This window comes from Lentzea flaviverrucosa, from assembly GCF_003350445.1.
GTDB classification, from domain to species: Bacteria; Actinomycetota; Actinomycetes; order Mycobacteriales; family Pseudonocardiaceae; genus Lentzea; species Lentzea californiensis.
In genome coordinates this window covers 447,503-464,772 of record NZ_QQAU01000003.1, presented here as the reverse complement: position 1 = coordinate 464,772, position 17,270 = coordinate 447,503, and the positions used below count along the sequence as shown (strand labels likewise).

The window sequence follows — 17,270 nt, the reverse complement described above, 5'->3', positions numbered from 1 at the left end:
TTCACCGAGGAGGGAATAGCCCTCAGTGACTAAGACACTCCTCACGGTGGCCGCGTTGCTGGGTGGCCCGCATCACATGTTCACAGAATGTTCTGGATTGCCCGTTCGACGGCCGCCTCGACGTGCAGGCGGGTCGTCGGGAACACCGGAAGCTGCACGTCAGCCTGGGTGATGAGCAGTTCGATCTCGGTGCAGCCGAGGATGACGCCCTGTGCCCCTTCGAAGCGTGAGATCACGTCTTGATAGGCGCGGCGGGACTGCTCGCGGACGATGCCGAGGCACAGTTCGTCGTAGATGACCCGGTGCACCATCGCGCGGTCCTCGGCGGACGGCAGCAGGACCTTCAGGCCGTGCGACTCGAGGCGTTCGCGGTAGAACTGCTGGTCCATGGTGAAGCCGGTGCCGAGCAGGCCGACCGTGGTGAAGCCGGCCCGCTTGATGGCCTGCGCCGTCGTGTCGCCGAGGTGGATCACCGGGATGTCGACGGCGGCCTGGACCTGGTCGAACACCTTGTGCATGGTGTTCGTGCAGATCAGCAGGAAGTCGGCGCCGCCGGCCTGCACCTGCGCGGCGGCTTCGGCGAGTGCCTTGCCCGCGTCGTCCCAGCGGCCCTCGACCTGCATGCGTTCGACCTCGGCGAAGTCGACGGAGTGCAGCACGACCTTCGCCGAGTGCAGGCCACCGAGGTGTTCGCGCACCAGTACGTTCGCCAGCCGGTAGTACTCCGCGCTGCTCTCCCAGCTCATTCCGCCCAGCATCCCGATCGTCAGCATGGGACCAGTCAAGCACTCCAGCGCGGGTCACGGCCGGTGGTGGCCAGCAACTGCTCGAACGGTGACGCGTCGGCCGGTGCCTCGGCGGGTTCCTTGAAGACCTTCCACTCGACGGCCATCGGTCCCATCTGGGCGACGAGGCCGGCGACCTCGGCGAACACCTCGGGGTCGGGTTCGAAGCGCTGACCGGTGGCCTGGGCGAGGTCGGAGGCGTGCACGGTGAGGTCGAGCAGCGCCAGGCCGCCGACCGTCTGCGCGGGCATGTTCATGTTGCCGGCGATGCCCTCGGTCGCACCGGGCCGGCCCCAGGCCTCGACGAGCTTCGCGGACTCCGCCGGGTACCGGTCGCGCCAGTCCGGGTAGGACGGGGTGCTGCTGAAGTCGGCGTCCTGCTTCGCGGCGAGCTTCTGGAACTCCACGACGACGTGCAGCAGGTGGTCGAGCAGGGCTCGGACGTCGTAGTCGGCGCACGGCGTGGGCTTGGACAGGTCGTCGTCGGTGATGTTCGCGATGACGGGCAGTGCGTGGTCGCGGGCTCGGTCGAGCAGAACGCTGAGCTTCATGGGTGCGAGCCTATTTCCGGGCGTCTCGCCGCTCTTGAAGAAACGCGCCAACCCAGTGCCGTGACCGGCAACCTTCGCCGCGTCTTCCGGCGCTCAGCAGGGCGCCTCGCGGCACCGGCCCCACGCCCGAATCCAACCAGGATGAGGGCGTGGGGCCGGCACCACGATGCACCCGTCTGACCACCGAAATACGGGGCAAAGGCCGCCGGCCACGGCACTAGGATTCGCGCTGTGCAGGGGCCACGTCGTGACACTCGGGGGATCATCGACGCGCGCGAGCTGTTCGCCCGCGTGCGGTTCCGCCGGCGCATGCCGTGCGCCGAGCTGCGGCCGTACCTGGAGCACTACTGGCTGATCGACGGGCAGCTGGACGCGCCGTACACCTCGCACGTCGTGCCGCACCCGTCCGTGAACATCGTCTTCGAGCGCGGGTTCGCCCAGCCGGAGATCGCCGGGGTGGGCCTGGGGCTGTTCAGCCGGGTGCTCGACGGGCGGATCCGGGTGGCGGGCGTGCAGTTCCGGCCCGGTGGGTTCCGGCCGTTCCTGGCCGACCCGGTGTCGCAGTGGACCGGACGGCACGTGCGGCTCGACGTCCCGTCGTCGCTGGTTCTGGACGTGGAGGACGAGGACGAGCGGGTGGCCGCGCTCGACGCGTTCCTGCTGGGGCTCGGACCCGTGGCCGACGCCCAGGCGACGCTGGCGATGGAGCTGGTCCAGCGGATCCGGGACGACCGGGAGATCCGGCGGGTGGCGGACTTCGCACGGGATTGCGGCGTGGCGGTGCGCACGATGCAGCGGATGTTCGCGGACTACGTCGGGGTGAGTCCGAAGTGGGTCATCCTGCGGTACCGCATCCACGAGGCGCTGGAACGGGCCGAGGCGGACGTCGAGTGGGCGCATCTGGCCGCCGACCTCGGCTACAGCGACCAGGCCCACCTCGTCCGGGACTTCACGCAGACCGTCGGCGTCTCCCCCACGGCGTACGCGCGGGCGCTCAGCTGAAGTACTGGCACAGCTCGACGAGGACGCCCTCAGGGCCGCGGACGTAGCAGGTCCGCAGCATGTCCTCGTAGGTCTCGACGTTCCTGACCAGCTCGGCGCCGTGCGGTTCGAGGCGGGCGAGCGTGTCGTCGAGGTCGTCGACCACGAACGCGACGTGCCGCAGGCCCAGGGCGTTGATCGGCGCGCGGGAGCCACCGTCGATGCTCCGCGGGGTCTGGAACTGGCTGAACTCGATGCGGTACCGGTCGTCCGGGGTCTTCATCATGGCGATGTCGCTGCGGGAGCCGTCGAGTCCGACGACACCGTCGACGAACTCGCCCTCCATGTGCGCCTTGCCCTCCAGCTCCATGCCCAGTGCCTCGAAGAACGCGACGGCGGCCGCGAGGTCGGTGACGGTCATTCCCACGTGGTGCATGCTCTTGATGCTCATGCCCCTGGGACGGAGCCGCCGCCGTGTTCTCGACACCCGAAGTGGTCCAACTTCAAGGGCGGTTTGTGGCTCTGTCAACTGGACCGGTTGCGCGGCAGAGTTCACCGGCATGAGCCTCGCCTTCCTGATCACGACGTTGATCGCGGTCGCCACCCCCGGCACCGGTGTGCTGTACACGTTGTCCGCCGGTCTCGCGCACGGGCGCAAAGCGAGCGTGATCGCCGCGTTCGGCTGCACGCTGGGGATCGTGCCGCACGTGCTGGCGACGGTGACGGGGCTGGCGGCGTTGTTGCACACGAGCGCGCTGGCGTTCGAGGTCGTGAAGTACCTGGGTGTCGCGTACCTCGTCTACCTGGCGTGGGCGACGTGGCGGGACAGGAGCGAACTGGTCGTGGACACCGCGGCGGCGCCGGCGTCCGCGCGCAGGGTCGTGGTGTCGGCGGTGCTGATCAACCTGCTCAACCCGAAGCTGACGATCTTCTTCGTGGCGTTCCTGCCGCAGTTCGCGACCGGGTTCGGGCAGATGGTGACGCTGAGCGCGGTGTTCATGGCGCTGACGTTCGCGGTGTTCGCCGTCTACGGGGTGTTCGCGGCGTCGATGCGCGACCGGGTGCTGGCGCGGCCTCGGGTGATGGTGTGGCTGCGGCGGTTCTTCGCTGCCTCGTTCGCCGCGCTGGGCGTGAAGCTCGCGCTGACCTAACAGGCGGCGGCGCGTTCGAGCAGCAGGGTCCGTTCGCGTTCGTTGCGGGTGAGGGCGGCGGCTTTCTCGAACTCGGCCTTGGCCTCGGCGCTGCGCCCGAGCTTCACCAGGAAGTCGCCGCGCACGCTGGGCAGCAGGTGGTAGCCCTGCAACGCCTTCTCGCCCGCGATCTCGTCGACCAGCGCGAGACCGGCTGCGGGCCCGAAGGCCATCGACAACGCCACGGCGCGGTTGAGCTCGACGATCGGGGACGGCGAGATGCTCGCGAGCACCTGGTAGAGGGTGGCGATGCGCTGCCAGTCGGTGTCCTCGGCCCTGCGCGCACGGCCGTGGCACGCGGCGAGGGCGGCCTGCACGTAGTAGGGGCCGGGTGGCTGGTTGAGGGCTTCGGCGCGTTCGAGGGCCTTCAGGCCGCGGCCGATGAGCAGCCAGTCCCAGCGGCCCCGGTCCTGCTCGAGCAGCAGCACCGGTTCGCCGTTCGGGCCGGTGCGGGCCTTGGTGCGGGAGGCCTGGATCTCCATCAGCGCGACCAGGCCGTGGACCTCGGCCTCCTTGGGCGCGAGCTCGGCGAGCACGCGGCCCAGCCGCAGCGCCTCGGCGCACAGTTCGGGGCGCAGCCAGTCGTCGCCCTGGGTGGCGGAGTAGCCCTCGTTGAAGATCAGGTAGATGACCTCGAGGACGCTGGCGAGCCGGGTGGCGAGTTCGGGGCCTTCGGGCACCTCGAACGGCACCCCGGCGTCGGCGAGCGCCTTCTTCGCGCGCACGATGCGCTGCGCCACGGTCGCGTCGCTGACCAGGAACGCGCGGGCGATCTCCTCGGTCTTGAGGCCGCCCAGCATCTTCAGCGTGAGCGCGACGCGCGCCTCGGTGCCCAGGACGGGGTGGCAGGCGGTGAACATGAGGCTCAGCAGGTCGTCGCCGATCTCGTCGTCGATGCCCTCGCTGGCGTCCGGCGTGGCCTCCTGGACGTCGCGGCCGATCTCCTCGACCTTGCGGTTGAGGTTCTCGCGCCGGCGGATCTGGTCGATCGAACGCCGCTTCGCCGTGGTCATCAGCCACGCGCCGGGGTTGCGCGGCACGCCTTCGACCGGCCACTGCTCCAGGGCCGCGACCAGCGCGTCCTGGGCCATCTCCTCGGCGAGCCCGACGTCGCGGGTGTACCGGGCCAGGGCGGCGATGACCTTCGCCGACTCCATCCGCCAGACCGCGTCGATGGTGCGGTGCACCGAGGTAGCCCCCATGGGGGAATCAGACCACAGCCACCTGACGTATTTCCACGACGCACGCCGGGAGGGCGATGCGCTTCATCCGCGCGACCGCTTCCTCGCGGTCGCGCACGTCGATCAGCCAGAACCCCGAGACCCCGCAGGCGTCCGGCACGAAGTCGCCCGCGTCCAGGAGCACGCCTGCGCGCAGCAGTTCGTCCCCGTGCAGTGCCGCCAACGGACCCGAACTCCTGACGAACACCATGAACCGCACCTGGCCTCCTCGCTCGCCATCTACGAGGACGTCGAACGAGGAGGTGCCGGAATCGACGAGGTGATCAGCGGCCGAACGGGTCATTCCGCGGTGAAGTCACCGGCGTGATCGCGGGCCCACTGGGCGAACGTCCGGTACGGCCTGCCGGTGAGCTTCTCGTAGTCGGGCGACACGACGAACTCGTAGTCGGCGAAGTCGTCGGGGTCGCCGCCTTCGTAGCCGGCGATGCCGAGGACGTAGCGTGCGATCTCCTCAGGCCAGCCGACGCTCACGTAGTAGGCGAGCGCCTCCTCCACGGTGACGTCGCGGAACGACAGCGTGCGGCCGATCGCGGCACCGATGTCACGGGCCATGTCCCGCTGGGTGATCTGCGGCGGGCCGGACAGGTCGTAGGCCCTGCCGCCGTGGCCGTCCTCCCGCAGCACCTTGATCGCCACGTCGGCGATGTCGGCCTCGTGGATCGGCTGCCCGAACGCGTCCGGTTCGGGGTGCACGATCGTGCCGTCCTCGCGGATCGACGGTGCCCAGAGGTCGATCTTGTTGACCGCGAACTCGCCGGGCCGCAGGTGGGTCCACTCGACGCCGGACGCCTCGACCGCCTGCTCGACCGGCAGGTGGTGGCTGGTGTCGTAGCCGTAGGTCACCGCGCCCGAGGACAACGTGACGATCCTGCGCACGCCTGCCCGCACCGCTCGCTCGACCACCTCCCGCGCGGTCGGCGGGTGCACGAACAGGTAGAGCTTCTCGACGCCGTCGAACGGGATGCTGTCCGGGTCGTCGAGGTCCGCCTTCACCGTCTCCACGTGGGCAGGGAAGTCCGCCTTGGCCGGGTCGCGGGTGATCGCCCGCACCGGACCGCCGAGTCCCCGCACCACCAACCGGCCGACGTTGCCCGTCGCGCCGGTGACCAGCGTCGTCATCGCATGCCCCCTTCGATGCCGTCCAGCAACCTGTCGAGCCCGTAGTTCCACGAGTGGTGCATGTTCTGCGCGAGCGTGCCCTCGGTGTCGTAGGCGCCGGCGTTCCACAGCGCCGTCATCGCCGGGTAGCGCTCGACGTCGAAGTAGTCGTCCCAGAACACCTGCCGCGCGCCCCACCACGAGTCACCGGACTCGCCGGTCGACGCCGCGAGCTGCTGGTCGTCCACTTCGGACGCCGCGGCGCCGTGCACGAAGCCCTCAACCGCGACGTGCGCGACGGTCACCTGCCGCGGTTCCAGGCCAGAGTCGGCGAGTGCGGCCAGCACGAACTCCTGGCCGTCCATGAGTCCCGGGCCGAGCGGCGGCCGCACCATCGACACGTCCCGCATCCACGGATGTGCCTGGTAGACCGCACGCGTGCGGTCGGCGTAGTGCTTGATCCGCTCACGCCAGGTGCCCTCGGGTGTGAGCTCGCGTTCCTGCAGCACCGCGTCGGCCATGAGGTCGATCAACTCGGCCTTGCCGGGCACGTGCGTGTAGAGCGACATGGTGCCGACGGTCAGCTCCTGCGCGACGCGGGCCATCGACATCGCGCCGAGCCCCTCGCGGTCGGCCACCGCGATCGCCGCGGTGACGATCTGGTCGACGCTCACCTTGGGCTTCCTGCCGACCGGCTTCGGCTCCTGCGGCGTGCGCCAGAGCAGTGCGAGCGTCCTGACCGGGTCTCCCCCGCCACTGCGTTCGGCGGCCATCCGTCCACCCCATTTCCGTAGGCCATACGGAAACAATACCGTATGTCGTACGGAAATGGTCGTCAGTTGATGTACCAGGTCACCTCGACCTTGTCGGCGGAGATCGTCCTCATGTCCGCGCACACCTCGTGCGTGTACACGACTCCGACCGCCCAGCACATCCGCTCCGGTGATCGGGCCATGTACCCCCGCGACTCCAGGTGCTCGCGCACCACCTCGGGCGCGCGGTCCCCGGTCATGACCGCATCGCGGGAGCAGTTGCCGGAACCGCAGTAACCCGCACCTTCGACCACCTGCAGCCCAGACGGTCCTGGAAGCACACCCTCGTCACGGGGCTTGGCCTCCAGCGCGTCGAACAGCAGGACCACGGTGATGAAGAAGCCCGACCCGATCATCGCGAACAGCCACCCGAGGCCGGCCAGGAGCCAACGTTGAACGGCCAGGCCGACGGCGCAGACGAACGCCGTGACCACCGCGTAGAGCCAGAACCTCTCGATGTACGACGGCACCCACGGCCCGGACCACCCCAGCTGGCGCGGCACGACGAACCACGCGTGCACGGCCACCAGGCTCATCCCCACGACGAACCCGCTCCGCCAGGTGCGTGCGAGCACGCACCACAGCACGATCGGGACCATTCCGAACAGGCTGATGCCCGACGCCACCACGCTCACCAGCAGTCCCGCGGCGAGCGGCACGATCCGCCACCAGTGCGTCCCCCAGGTCGACATGGCGCCAGTAAAGCGGAAACGCCGCCCCGAAGATCGGAACGGCGTTTCCTGTGGTGGGAGCTGTAGTTCTACGAGCGCCAGGCCAGCGCGGTCAGCATCTCCTTGCCACGCTCGGCGCTGCGCGGGTTGCTGAGCACGTCGTAACGACCGGCCACGAGCTGCGTGACCGAGGCGAAGTCGCGGCGGCCGCGCGTGGCCGCGTACCGGGTGGCGGCGCTGGCCAGGCCGAAGACCGTACCGACGACCAGACCCGTGACGATCGGGGCGAGGGCGCCGCCGGTCGAGAACAGACCCAGCAGCAGACCGACGAACAGACCGAACCAGGCACCGGACGCGGCGCCGCCGCCGAGGACGCGGCCCCAGGTCAGGCGACCGGTGACGCGTTCGACGATCATCGGCTCGATGCCGACGATGGTGACGTCCGCGACCGGGAACTTGTTGTCCGCCAGGTGGTCCACGGCCCGCTGTGCCTCTTCGTAGGTCCCGTAGGAACCGATGGGCCAGCCCGTGGGCGGGGTGGGCAGTGCGTTGACGCCCGTGGAATTCGTTCCCGTGGCGAACGGAGTCGCGGTGGTCATTTCCAACACCTCCGAATTGCGATCCCCTTGCACCTGGTACTACGAACGCGGTTCCGTTTATGTTCCCAAGGTTGAGCCGATGTGACTCAGCTCCCTGTCGGTAAGCGTGATGTCCAGCGATTCCAGTGTTTTCTGGAGGTCGTCCACCTGAGAATTCTCAGGTTTCTCCCCTGCGCGTTCGACGGTGAACTGAGTGCCGACGAGACGGCGGCTCAGACCCGGTTCGAGACGCATGACGACGAGCTGGCGGCTGAACGGCGACCGTTCGTGCGTGGCGACGTAGTAGTTGGCGGCCGCGTAGTCGACGGGCCGCTGCTCGATGCCTGTCTCGAACGCGTGTTGCAGGTCCCAGCCGTCCGCCGACCGCTTCTCCAGCACCCAGCGGCCGTCCTCGCGGCGCAGGCGGTGCGGCCACCCGGCCTGGTCCACGACCGCGCCGTCGACCAGGGGCATCGGGTGCAGCATCCCGGCACCGAACCCGACGTCGACGAGCTGGTCGTCTACGATGGACATGAAGTGCGTGCGCGGCCCGGTCATCACACGGCTCATCTGCCTGCTCACGGTGTGGCCCAGACGTTCCAGCACGGCCGTGAACAGCAGCTGGTGCTCGTAGCAATAGCCGCCGCGGCGCCGTCCGAGCAACTTGTCCTGGATGTCACCGAGGTCGAGTGACGGCACGTGGCCGAGCATCACGTCGATGTTCTCGAACGGAATGGCGCGCACATGCGCTTCGTGCAACTCCGTCAGCGAACTCGACGCCGACGCCCCCGTACGCGCTAAGTACGCACCCAAATCAACTGATTCCGTCTGCCACATGCCGTTCCCCCTGAGCTCGCTGCCATTCCTCTTTCGTCAGCGCGTACTCGACCTCTCCGTATTCCGCGCCGGGCAGCGGATCGGGGAAGTCGACGTGGAACGTGCGGACGTGCCGCAGCCCGCACTTCTCCATCACGCGCCGCGATCCGGCGTTGACGAACATCGTGGTGGCGACGACGCGCTGGACACCACCGGTGGTGAAACCGCGTCCGATCAGGGCTTTCCCGCCCTCGGTGGCGTAGCCGAGGCCCCAGAACGCGCGGTGCAGCCGGTAGCCGAGCTCGACCTCGGTCGTGCCCTTGAACTCGAACCAGCCGGCGAACCGGCCGGTCGCCTTCTCGACGGCCGCGTGGAAGCCGGCCGCGAGGTAGTTCTCGGCCGGTGCCGGGTCCAGGTACCGCATGACCTCGGGGTCGGCGTGCAGCGCGCGCAGTGAGTCCAGGTCGGACGGCCCGAGGGGCCGCAGCGTCAGGCGTCCGGTTTCCACGAGGAGATCCTGACGCGGCCGTCCACCGCTTTTACCGCTGAGCGGCTACGACGGGTTCTGCGGTGTGATCGTCTCCAGGACGGTTCCGGCGGCGTCCCGCACGACCACGCGGGCGTCGGGGTGCCGGTCGAGCAGCCGGGCCGCCAGCACGAACGTGCCGTTGCCCATCGTGGCGGGCACGTCCGCGGCACCGGGGCTGGTGTAGGTGATCGACGCCGCGCGGGGGTCGAGGACCAGGCCGACCGCCGCGGTGCTGGTGCTGCCGCCGTCGTAGTACTCCCCCTGCTCGTTGACCTTGAAGGGCTTGAAGTCGTAGAACACCGACTTCGCCGCGACGGTCGTGCCGCGGATCTCCGTCAGGTCGTCGAGGTCGTGGACCGAGCCGGGAGCCGGTTCGTGGTCCGCCTCGCGGCAGTAGAGCAGCAGGTCGCCGAAGCGGCCCGTGATGATCGTGTCGGTGGCGCTGACCTGGGTCGTGAGGCCGTGCGCGAAATGGTCGGGATCCGGAACCGCCCGCCCTTGGAGGCAGGCGCCGAACCGCACGGTCTCGGGGGTGTCGCGGACAGCGGGCGCCAGCGGCCGGTCGACGACGGACGTGGTAGGCCTCGGCACGCCCCGCACAGCGAACTCCTCGCCGTCGACCAGCGCCTTCGTGCCGTTCTCCGCCTTCTGGAAGCCACTGGGAGCGAGGAACAGACCATCCACCAGCGCGGGCAGCGTGGTGCTCCGGCCGGCGTCGGCGATCTGGGACAGGCTGAGGAACCTGACGTCGGAGGAGACCAGGCCCGCCATCGTGCCGCTCGGCGTGGTGAACAGGATCTCCACCTGACGGCGGCCCTCGAGCACGGCCGGGTTCGGCACGGAGATCGTCGTGGTGGTGGCGGTGTTCGCGCAGAAGAAGACGCCTGCCGGCACGCGGAACGCGGTGAGGACCGTGCCGTTCTTGGAGCTGGTCGCCATCGGCTGCCACTCCCCGGCGGGCGGGTGTTCCTTCGCGGCGGCGGCGCAGCGGGCCAGCGCCTCCGGGGCGACCTTGCCGGTTTCGACGTGGTTGACGAGCTTGCGGTCCTTGCCGACGAACTCGCCGTTGTACTGCACCGGCGGGGCCGCGGGATCGGCCGAGCCGCCGAGCAGGGCCTGACTGGCGAAGACCGCTCCGGCGGCGAGCACGCCGACGCCGGCGGCGATCAGAGCCGGCCTGCCGCTGCGGGCGGCCGGGCTCATTCCCTCGGACAGCCGCCGGCGGGCCCGCATGCGGACGTCGTCGGGCATGGTGCGGTGTTCGGGCAGCTGGTCGATCATCCGTTGTCCTCGGGGGTCAGGTCGCGCAGCCGGGCGCGGGTGCGGGAGACGCGGGCGCGGACGCTCGACTCGGCGATGCCGAGGAGCGCGGCGGCGTCGGCGGTGGACACGTCGCCGAGCAGGCAGAGCTGGGCGATCTCGCGTTCGGAGGCGGGCAGCTTCGCGATGGCGGTCACCACCTGGGCCAGTCGGCGCTGGGCGTCGGTGCGCGCGGCGACCTCGTCGGCGTGGTCGCGTTCGTCCTGCGGGGTCAGCTTCGCGACCAGCCGCAACGCTCTGCGCGAGGCCCGCCATTCGGTGCGGGCGCGGTTCGCGGTCACCGTGTAGAGCCACGGCAGCGCCGAGTCGCGCACCAGCTGGGCGTCGCCGCGCTTGCGCCAGGCCGTCAGGAACGTCGCGGAGAGCAGGTCCTCGGCCTGCGACCAGGACGCGGTCAGGCGGTAGGCGTAGTTCCAGACCGCTTCGGCGTGGCGTTCGAACAGCTCGGTGAACGCGGCGTGGTCGCCTTTCGCGATCTGCTCCCAGAGGCGCGTGTCGGGCGGCCCGACGTTCGCGCGCTCGGTCGTTTCAGTCATCACACTCCGCCTGGGGCCGTCACAGGTCAGTGTGCTGCGTGACGCGCGTCACCGAACTGGGAGGGAGCTGCCCCTCATTCGAGGCGTGAATGACGCCGATGGCAAGATCTTCGGCGTGCCGATCGAGCAGAAGCAGCCCGGCAATGTCGAGGCGGAGACCCAGGTGTTCGCGAAGATCACGATCCCGCAGCAGGACGCGGCGACGATCCCGGGCGTTTTCCCGGTGATGCCCGCACCCGCGGCGGCCACTCCACCAGCGCCCGTTCCACCAGCGCCCGCTCCGGCGGCACCCGCTCCGGCGGCACCCGCTCCGGCGGCGGCCACCGCGGCCACGTCCGCGGCCGCGGAGCGCAAGGCCAAGTCGCTGACCCGGCGGTTGGCCCGCCGGATCCTCGGCCCGACCTTGATGACGAAGAGATAGGCCCTGCGACAGCTATCGGTCCGGAACCTGCCCCAAGCCTCCGCAGACTCGGCAGGCGGACCGGTCCTCGTTGAGCCCAGAACCAAGGCAACGGCTGCACTCCTTCACAGAAGAACAGTGTCCGCTTCTACTCCAAGTGGCGGCATCCGCCAAGCAGGGACCCTCCCGGCAATAATGGGTGACCCCCATCGTTCACGCTCGGTGATCAGGCCTGGGTGGACGGACGGGCTGGAATCTCGTTGGCACGTGCGACATTGCCTGCGACGATGCCTCTGCGTTCGCCGTGCGGGAGCCTCCACCAGCCGGAGCACCCGCGCGGGCACGGGTGCGACATCTCGTGCAGCACAAGGCCTTCCGGGCCGGGAACGGGTTGCTGCCACGACATGGTTCCGGACCCCGCGCACAACTGGCAGGTGTCCTCTTCGCACTCCACACCTGTAGGTACTCCACACGGGACACTTCAGGCAATCGCTGGATCGAGGGGAGATCGCCGATGGCAGTCGCGGTCGTGACGGGAGCGGGTTCCGGGGTGGGGCGCGCGGCGGCGCGAACCCTTCTGGGGGCGGGGTTCCAGGTGGCGCTGGCGGGCCGGCGCGAGGCCGCGTTGATCGAGACCGGAGAGGGCTTTCCCGATTCGGCGCTCGTGGTGCCGGCCGATGTGTCGCGTGAGGACTCGGTCGTCGCGCTGTTCGAGGCGGTCGTCGCGCGCTTCGGCCGTGTCGACGTGTTGTTCAACAACGCCGGCATGAACGTGCGCGCGACACCGATCGAGGAGTTCAGCCTCAGCGCGTGGGAGAAGGTCGTCGGGGTGAACCTGACTGGCGCCTTCTTGTGCGCGCGCGAGGCGTTCAGGGTGATGAAGACGCACGGTGGTGGCCGGATCATCAACAACGGCTCGATCTCGGCGTCGGTGCCCCGCCCGCACGCGGTGGCCTACAACGCGACCAAGCACGCGATGACGGGGCTGACCAAGTCGTTGTCGTTGGAGGGCCGTGCGTTCGGCATCGCGTGCGGGCAGATCGACATCGGCAACGCCGCGACGGAGATGACCGAGCGGATGGGCGCCGGTGTGCTGCAGGCGAACTTCGAGGTCGAGCCCGAGCCGACGTTCGACGTGCGGCACGTGGCCGACGCCGTGCTGTACCAGGCTCAGTTGCCGTTGAACGCCAACGTGCAGTTCATGACCGTGATGGCGACGACGATGCCCTACATCGGGAGAGGCTGAGCCTGGTACATGCCGCCGCCGCGCTCGAGCAGGCCGAAGTCGACGAGGTAGCGGCGGATGGTGACGTGGTCGACCTCTCCCCCGTCGCACCACGCCGCGAGCCGCTCGTTGATCTCCTTCTCCTCGTAGTACGTCCGCGCGGTGAAGGCCTGCGCGGCGACGTGTTCGAGGATCTTGCGGCGGCGGTCGTGGGCGACCGGCAGTGAGATGAGCTTGTCGCCCCTGATGAACGGCGCGAGCCCGTCCGCGGGCATCGCCTCGGTGAGCGTCGCCGCGAGCGGTTTGAGGTCGGCGGGCCGGGCCGGTTCCCCCTCGACCAGCCCGGCCTCGCGCAGCTTGCTCAGCGCGGTGCCGGCGTCCTTGACCTTCAGCCCGGAGGCGGCGGCGACGTCGGCCAGGGTGCCCGCGCCGAGGACGACGGCGGCGAACGCCCGCAGCCTCGTGGGTTCTGCCAATGCGCGCACGACGGATTCCGGAGTGGTCATGCCTGCGAACCTAACGCCGCCGTCCATCCGTTTTCAGCGGGCAGCGGCCCCCTGCCACTCCTCGCTCATCGGCCGACCAGCCCTTCGGCCATGACGTCGGCGAGGTAGCCCTCGAAGTCCGGCGTGTCCGGTTCGAGCACGTGGCGCACCCACGCCGCGCGTTCGTGGGCGAGCGGCGGAAGCTCCCAGACGCAGCCGATGAGGTCCTTCGGGATGACGGTGAAGTGCGTGAGGTCCGGGTCGGTCGAGCCGAGGAACGGCTGGTCGCCGGACACGGCGGTGCGGCAGTGCAGGACGTTGTCCCAGACCCAGTTGTAGGCGTTGAGGTACATGCCGGCGGCGCTGCGGTGCAGGACCGTCACGGTCGCGGGCGGGGTCGGGTCCTCGAAGTCCGGGTAGATCTTCGGCAGGAACGCGTAGGCGGCGTCGCGGATGTCGTCGGTGATCTCCAGCCCCGGGGTGACCACCTCGTAGCGCTTGACGTGCCTGCCTGCGACGACCAGCGGTTCCCTGACCGCCAGCTCCTTCTCGTAGAAAGCCATGGGTCGAACGTATGAGCTAACCCTGACAGCCTGTGTCAGTGTGTGCCGGTGCGTGCGAGTCGATTGGTGTCGTTGCTGCTCCTGCTGCAGAGCAAGGGGCGGATGACGGCGCAGGCGCTGGCGGACGAGCTGGAGGTGTCGGTCCGCACGATCTACCGGGACGTGGACTCGCTGCACGCGGCCGGGGTGCCGCTGTACGGCGACGCGGGCCCGGCCGGGGGCTACCAGCTGCTCGACGGCTACCGCACGCGGCTGACCGGCCTGACCGAGCAGGAGGCGGAGTCGCTGTTCCTGGCCGGCCTGCCGGGACCGGCGGCGGAGCTGGGCCTCGGGGACGCCGTCGCGGCGACGCAGCTCAAGCTGATGGCGGCGCTGCCGTCGCCGATGCGCGACCGGGCCTCGCGGATGGCCACGCGGTTCCACCTCGATGCCCCCGCCTGGTACTACGACCCGGAGCGTTCGCCGTTGCTGGCGGTCGTGGCCGACGCGGTGTGGCGGGAACGGCTGCTGGAGGTCAGCTACCGGCGGTGGCGCGCGCCCGAGGAGGTGACGCGCGTGCTGCGGCCGCTGGGGCTCGTGCTGAAGGCCGGGCGCTGGTACCTGGTCGCGCAGGGCTCCACGCGGATCTCCACGTACCGGGTGTCGCAGATCCAGGCGGCCACCGTGTCGGAGGAGTCGTTCACGCGGCCGGAGGGGTTCGACCTCGCGGCGCACTGGACGGCGTCGTTGGAGGACTTCCAAGCACGGCAGTACACGGGTTCGGCGGTGATCAGGCTGTCGCCCGCCGGCTGGGAGGCGTTCCCGTCGCACGTGCTGCCGGTCGTGGCACGGGCGGCGGAGGAGTCCGTCGCGGACGACGACGGCTTCTTCGTGGCGACGATCCCGATCGAGTCGGTCGCGCACGCGACCGGCATGTTGCTGCGGCTGGGCGGTGAGGTCGAGGTGCTGGAGCCCGCGGAACTGCGGGAGCGGATCGCGGACGCGGTGCGCCGCCTGGCCTCGATGTACCTGTGAACCGAGGCTCAGGGCAGCCCACCGACGACGCGACTGCGGTGCTTCACATGCCGTTCCGATCGGGTACCGGCGCCGCCCGGACAGGACTGGAGGGTGGCCGTCGAAGCCGGGCAGCCGCGGCCACGACCGGGCTGAGCGCGGCGGTGGCCAGGGCGCCGAGGGTGGTGTCGGTGGCCAGGATCAACCGGACGGTGCTCATGGCGGCGGAGAGGACCTCACCGCCGCGCCGGCGCAGCTGTGCCTCGTAGCGGCCGATCGCGTCGGTGATGGCCGTGGTGGTGCCGTCGGGGAGGGCGTCGAGTTGGGTGAGCAGGTCGGCGGCGTCCTGGATGGCCGCGCCGGCGCCCATGCCCGCGGTGGGTGGTGTGGCGTGGACGGCGTCGCCGAGCGCGGTGATGCGGCTCGCGGCCCAGGGGGCGAGGTCGCCGGCGCGGGTCGACGCGGCGTTGAACCGGAACGCGGCGACGCTGCCGGGGTCGGTCCGCGCGATGACCTCCAGCGTGTGGCCGGCCCACCGGTGGTCCCGGAACCGGTCGAGCAGAGCGGTTCGCAGCGCGGTGCCGTGCAGGTCCCGCAGGAAGTCGGTCCGGGCGGACTCGGGGAACATCGCTCCCCAGATGTAGGTCGGGCCGGTGGTGATCGACGCGCTCAGCTCGGGGGCGTCGAGCGCGGCGTTGCCGACCGGGTCGAGGAACCCGACGTAGAGCGCGGCGCCCCTCGGACCGATCGCCATCGACGAGCGTGTTCCGAGCCGGTGCTGCTCGGCGGCGGTGAGGTCGGCTCGCGGGGTGCGTCCGGAGAACCCGATGATGCCGGCCGGGTGGCTGGTCGGGCCTGCCGCCAGGTGGCGGGCCACGACCGAGTGGGTTCCGTCGGCGCCGACCACCAGGTCCGCGGTGACCGACGTGCCGTCGGCGAACGTGACCTGTGGCATGCCGTGTTCGTCGACGCCGACGCCTGACACGGCCCGCCCGAGGTGGAGGTCCTCGCCGACGGCCTCCGCCAGCAGCGTGCGCAGCGTGATGCGGTCGACGTCGATGCTCGCGCTGCCGGACAGGTCCGGGCCGTGTCCGAGCACGCGGCCGCGGTAGTCCCAGAACAGGTCGCGGTCCCGCAGGCGCAGCGCCGAACCCGAGGCCAGCAGCCGGCGCATGACCTGCGGCGCCACCAGCCGCCGCAGCGCCGACTGGGCTCGCTCGTCGAGGGTGATGTGGTAGCCGCCGGTCGCGGCGACGTCGGTGTCGCGGTCGAACACCGCCACCTCATGGCCGCTCCGGCGTGCTCCCGCTGCCAGAGCGAGTCCACCGATCCCTCCTCCTACCACCACAACGCGCATGCTCGACTGCCCTTCCGCCGCTCGACGACCTTCAGTTGCCGACGCAGACGGTGCCTGCGGTAGTGGACACCGGATGGCCAGTACTGCTGGCACGATGACGCAATGGCGAGTACGTCACACCGGGCGCTGCAAGTGCTGTCCCTGCTCGGCTCGCGCCGGACGTGGCGGTTGCGTGATCTCGCCGCCCGCCTCGCGGTCAGCGAACGCACCGTGCGACGCGACCTGGACACCTTGCGCGAACTCGGATACCCGGTCCTGACCGTCCGCGGTCCCGACGGCGGTTACCGGCTCGGCACCGGCCACGCACTGCCGCCCCTGCTGTTCGACCACGACCAGGCACTGGCGATCGCCATCGCGCTGCAGACCGCACCCAGTTCGGTGTTCGGCCTGCAGGACGACACCGCCAGAGCCCTGGCCACCGTGCAGCAGGCCATGCCCGACACGCTCCGCGCGGCCATGGAATCCCTGCGTCTCACCGCTCTGCGCAACTACTGGGAGTTCCCCGCACCCCCGATCGACCCCGCCGCGCTCACCACCGTCGGCGCCGCTGTGCGCCTGCGCCGTGTTCTCGTCACCGAAGTCCTGCGCCCGGACGGGACGCGCGCCGCTCCCGGCGAGGCGGACTTCGCAGCAGCCCGCCGGCTCGAGCCGCACCACCTCGTGGTGTGGGCAGGACGGTGGTACCTGGTCGCCTACGACCTGGAGGACCAGGACTGGCGGGTACATCGGGTGGACCGGCTGCACCCGCGGCACACCACCCGTGCCTTCGCACCGCGCGAACCCCCTGGTGAGGACCTCGGGCACTTCGTCATGAGCAGTCACGACCGCGGTGACACCCCCGCGGCCTGGCAGTGCACCGGCAGCGCCCGCCTCAACCTGCCCGCGCACGTCGTGGCCCGCTGGGCGCCCGGCGGCTCCGTCGTCGAACACCTCGACGCCGACCACTGCCGCCTCACCCTCGGCGCCTGGTCCTGGGCCGGCATCGCCGGGATCCTCGCCACCTTCGACACCGACCTCACCGACCTGCACCCGCCCGAACTCCTCCAAGCCTGCCGTCACGTCGCACGTCGCTACGCCGGCATCCGCCGGAGGCAAGCCTGACGAGACCGACTCAGGTGTGCGGTCGTCCGCGTGCCGCA

General features: G+C 70.3%; 22 protein-coding genes. 6 read left to right on the top strand and 16 right to left on the bottom strand.

Annotation, left to right across the window (positions count from 1 at the left end; translation table 11 throughout):
* Positions 1-80: 80 nt before the first annotated feature.
* Positions 81-773, bottom strand: a complete 693-nt coding sequence (locus DFR72_RS12065; RefSeq protein ID WP_090062596.1) for an aspartate/glutamate racemase family protein — start codon at positions 771-773, stop codon at positions 81-83.
* 8 nt (positions 774-781) lie between these two features.
* Positions 782-1,336, bottom strand: a complete 555-nt coding sequence (locus DFR72_RS12060) for a TIGR03086 family metal-binding protein (RefSeq protein ID WP_090062598.1) — start codon at positions 1,334-1,336, stop codon at positions 782-784.
* A 231-nt stretch (positions 1,337-1,567) separates the two neighbouring features.
* On the opposite strand from DFR72_RS12060, the gene DFR72_RS12055 reads away from it, so the two are divergent.
* Entirely contained in the window at positions 1,568-2,338 is a 771-nt protein-coding gene (locus DFR72_RS12055) for a helix-turn-helix domain-containing protein (protein WP_090062599.1), read from the top strand.
* On the opposite strand, the gene DFR72_RS12050 is transcribed toward DFR72_RS12055, so the two are convergent.
* Positions 2,331-2,753: a VOC family protein gene (locus tag DFR72_RS12050; protein WP_090063556.1), complete on the bottom strand. Its 423-nt coding sequence runs from the start codon at positions 2,751-2,753 to the stop codon at positions 2,331-2,333. The genes DFR72_RS12055 and DFR72_RS12050 overlap by 8 nt on opposite strands.
* 124 nt (positions 2,754-2,877) lie before the next feature.
* On the opposite strand from DFR72_RS12050, the gene DFR72_RS12045 reads away from it, so the two are divergent.
* Positions 2,878-3,468, top strand: coding sequence for a LysE family translocator (locus tag DFR72_RS12045; protein WP_090062601.1), 591 nt, complete (start codon positions 2,878-2,880; stop codon positions 3,466-3,468).
* On the opposite strand, the gene DFR72_RS12040 is transcribed toward DFR72_RS12045, so the two are convergent.
* The 10 genes from DFR72_RS12040 to DFR72_RS11995 form a co-directional block, all read right to left on the bottom strand.
* Positions 3,465-4,709 carry an RNA polymerase sigma factor gene (locus DFR72_RS12040; protein ID WP_090062603.1) on the bottom strand — a complete coding sequence of 415 codons (1,245 nt, stop codon included), beginning with the start codon at positions 4,707-4,709 and terminating at the stop codon, positions 3,465-3,467. The two genes, DFR72_RS12045 and DFR72_RS12040, sit on opposite strands and share 4 nt — an antisense overlap.
* 7 nt (positions 4,710-4,716) lie before the next feature.
* The gene (locus tag DFR72_RS12035; RefSeq protein WP_143086560.1) at positions 4,717-4,947 is read right to left on the bottom strand and encodes a YciI family protein; all 231 of its coding nucleotides are present in this window, start codon (positions 4,945-4,947) and stop codon (positions 4,717-4,719) included.
* Between the two features lie 80 nt (positions 4,948-5,027).
* Entirely contained in the window at positions 5,028-5,867 is an 840-nt protein-coding gene (locus tag DFR72_RS12030) for an NAD(P)H-binding protein (protein ID WP_090062606.1), read from the bottom strand.
* Positions 5,864-6,619, bottom strand: a complete 756-nt coding sequence (locus DFR72_RS12025; protein ID WP_090062608.1) for a TetR/AcrR family transcriptional regulator — start codon at positions 6,617-6,619, stop codon at positions 5,864-5,866. Before DFR72_RS12025 ends, DFR72_RS12030 begins: the two co-directional genes overlap by 4 nt.
* A gap of 62 nt (positions 6,620-6,681) precedes the next feature.
* Positions 6,682-7,350, bottom strand: coding sequence for a hypothetical protein (locus DFR72_RS12020; protein ID WP_090062609.1), 669 nt, complete (start codon positions 7,348-7,350; stop codon positions 6,682-6,684).
* A 68-nt stretch (positions 7,351-7,418) separates the two neighbouring features.
* The gene (locus DFR72_RS12015; RefSeq protein WP_090062611.1) at positions 7,419-7,928 is read right to left on the bottom strand and encodes a YflT domain-containing protein; all 510 of its coding nucleotides are present in this window, start codon (positions 7,926-7,928) and stop codon (positions 7,419-7,421) included.
* Between the two features lie 57 nt (positions 7,929-7,985).
* Positions 7,986-8,744, bottom strand: coding sequence for an arylamine N-acetyltransferase family protein (locus DFR72_RS12010; RefSeq protein WP_090062612.1), 759 nt, complete (start codon positions 8,742-8,744; stop codon positions 7,986-7,988).
* A complete protein-coding gene (locus DFR72_RS12005; protein ID WP_090062614.1) occupies positions 8,722-9,231 on the bottom strand; it encodes a GNAT family N-acetyltransferase in 510 nt (169 codons plus the stop codon). Before DFR72_RS12005 ends, DFR72_RS12010 begins: the two co-directional genes overlap by 23 nt.
* A gap of 45 nt (positions 9,232-9,276) precedes the next feature.
* Positions 9,277-10,533 carry a hypothetical protein gene (locus tag DFR72_RS12000; RefSeq protein WP_090062615.1) on the bottom strand — a complete coding sequence of 419 codons (1,257 nt, stop codon included), beginning with the start codon at positions 10,531-10,533 and terminating at the stop codon, positions 9,277-9,279.
* The gene (locus DFR72_RS11995; RefSeq protein WP_090062617.1) at positions 10,530-11,108 is read right to left on the bottom strand and encodes an RNA polymerase sigma factor; all 579 of its coding nucleotides are present in this window, start codon (positions 11,106-11,108) and stop codon (positions 10,530-10,532) included. The genes DFR72_RS12000 and DFR72_RS11995 overlap by 4 nt, the downstream gene beginning before the upstream one ends.
* Before the next feature lie 85 nt (positions 11,109-11,193).
* Between DFR72_RS11995 and DFR72_RS11990 the strand changes: the two genes are divergently transcribed.
* Together DFR72_RS11990 and DFR72_RS11985 are read left to right on the top strand one after the other, a co-directional pair.
* Entirely contained in the window at positions 11,194-11,529 is a 336-nt protein-coding gene (locus DFR72_RS11990; RefSeq protein WP_090062618.1) for a hypothetical protein, read from the top strand.
* Positions 11,530-12,022: 493 nt separating this feature from the next.
* Entirely contained in the window at positions 12,023-12,754 is a 732-nt protein-coding gene (locus DFR72_RS11985) for an SDR family oxidoreductase (RefSeq protein WP_090062620.1), read from the top strand.
* On the opposite strand, the gene DFR72_RS11980 is transcribed toward DFR72_RS11985, so the two are convergent.
* Positions 12,736-13,239, bottom strand: coding sequence for a DUF2087 domain-containing protein (locus DFR72_RS11980; RefSeq protein WP_090062621.1), 504 nt, complete (start codon positions 13,237-13,239; stop codon positions 12,736-12,738). The genes DFR72_RS11985 and DFR72_RS11980 overlap by 19 nt on opposite strands.
* A gap of 65 nt (positions 13,240-13,304) precedes the next feature.
* Complete coding sequence (locus tag DFR72_RS11975; RefSeq protein ID WP_090062623.1) at positions 13,305-13,781, bottom strand: hypothetical protein; 477 nt, start codon at positions 13,779-13,781, stop codon at positions 13,305-13,307.
* A 48-nt stretch (positions 13,782-13,829) separates the two neighbouring features.
* Between DFR72_RS11975 and DFR72_RS11970 the strand changes: the two genes are divergently transcribed.
* Positions 13,830-14,795: a helix-turn-helix transcriptional regulator gene (locus DFR72_RS11970; RefSeq protein WP_090063557.1), complete on the top strand. Its 966-nt coding sequence runs from the start codon at positions 13,830-13,832 to the stop codon at positions 14,793-14,795.
* 43 nt (positions 14,796-14,838) lie between these two features.
* Here the strand turns inward: DFR72_RS11970 and DFR72_RS11965 are convergent, their stop codons facing one another.
* Positions 14,839-16,131, bottom strand: coding sequence for an FAD-dependent oxidoreductase (locus DFR72_RS11965; protein ID WP_090062624.1), 1,293 nt, complete (start codon positions 16,129-16,131; stop codon positions 14,839-14,841).
* 102 nt (positions 16,132-16,233) lie between these two features.
* Between DFR72_RS11965 and DFR72_RS11960 the strand changes: the two genes are divergently transcribed.
* Positions 16,234-17,232, top strand: a complete 999-nt coding sequence (locus DFR72_RS11960; protein ID WP_090062626.1) for a helix-turn-helix transcriptional regulator — start codon at positions 16,234-16,236, stop codon at positions 17,230-17,232.
* Positions 17,233-17,270: the final 38 nt, after the last annotated feature.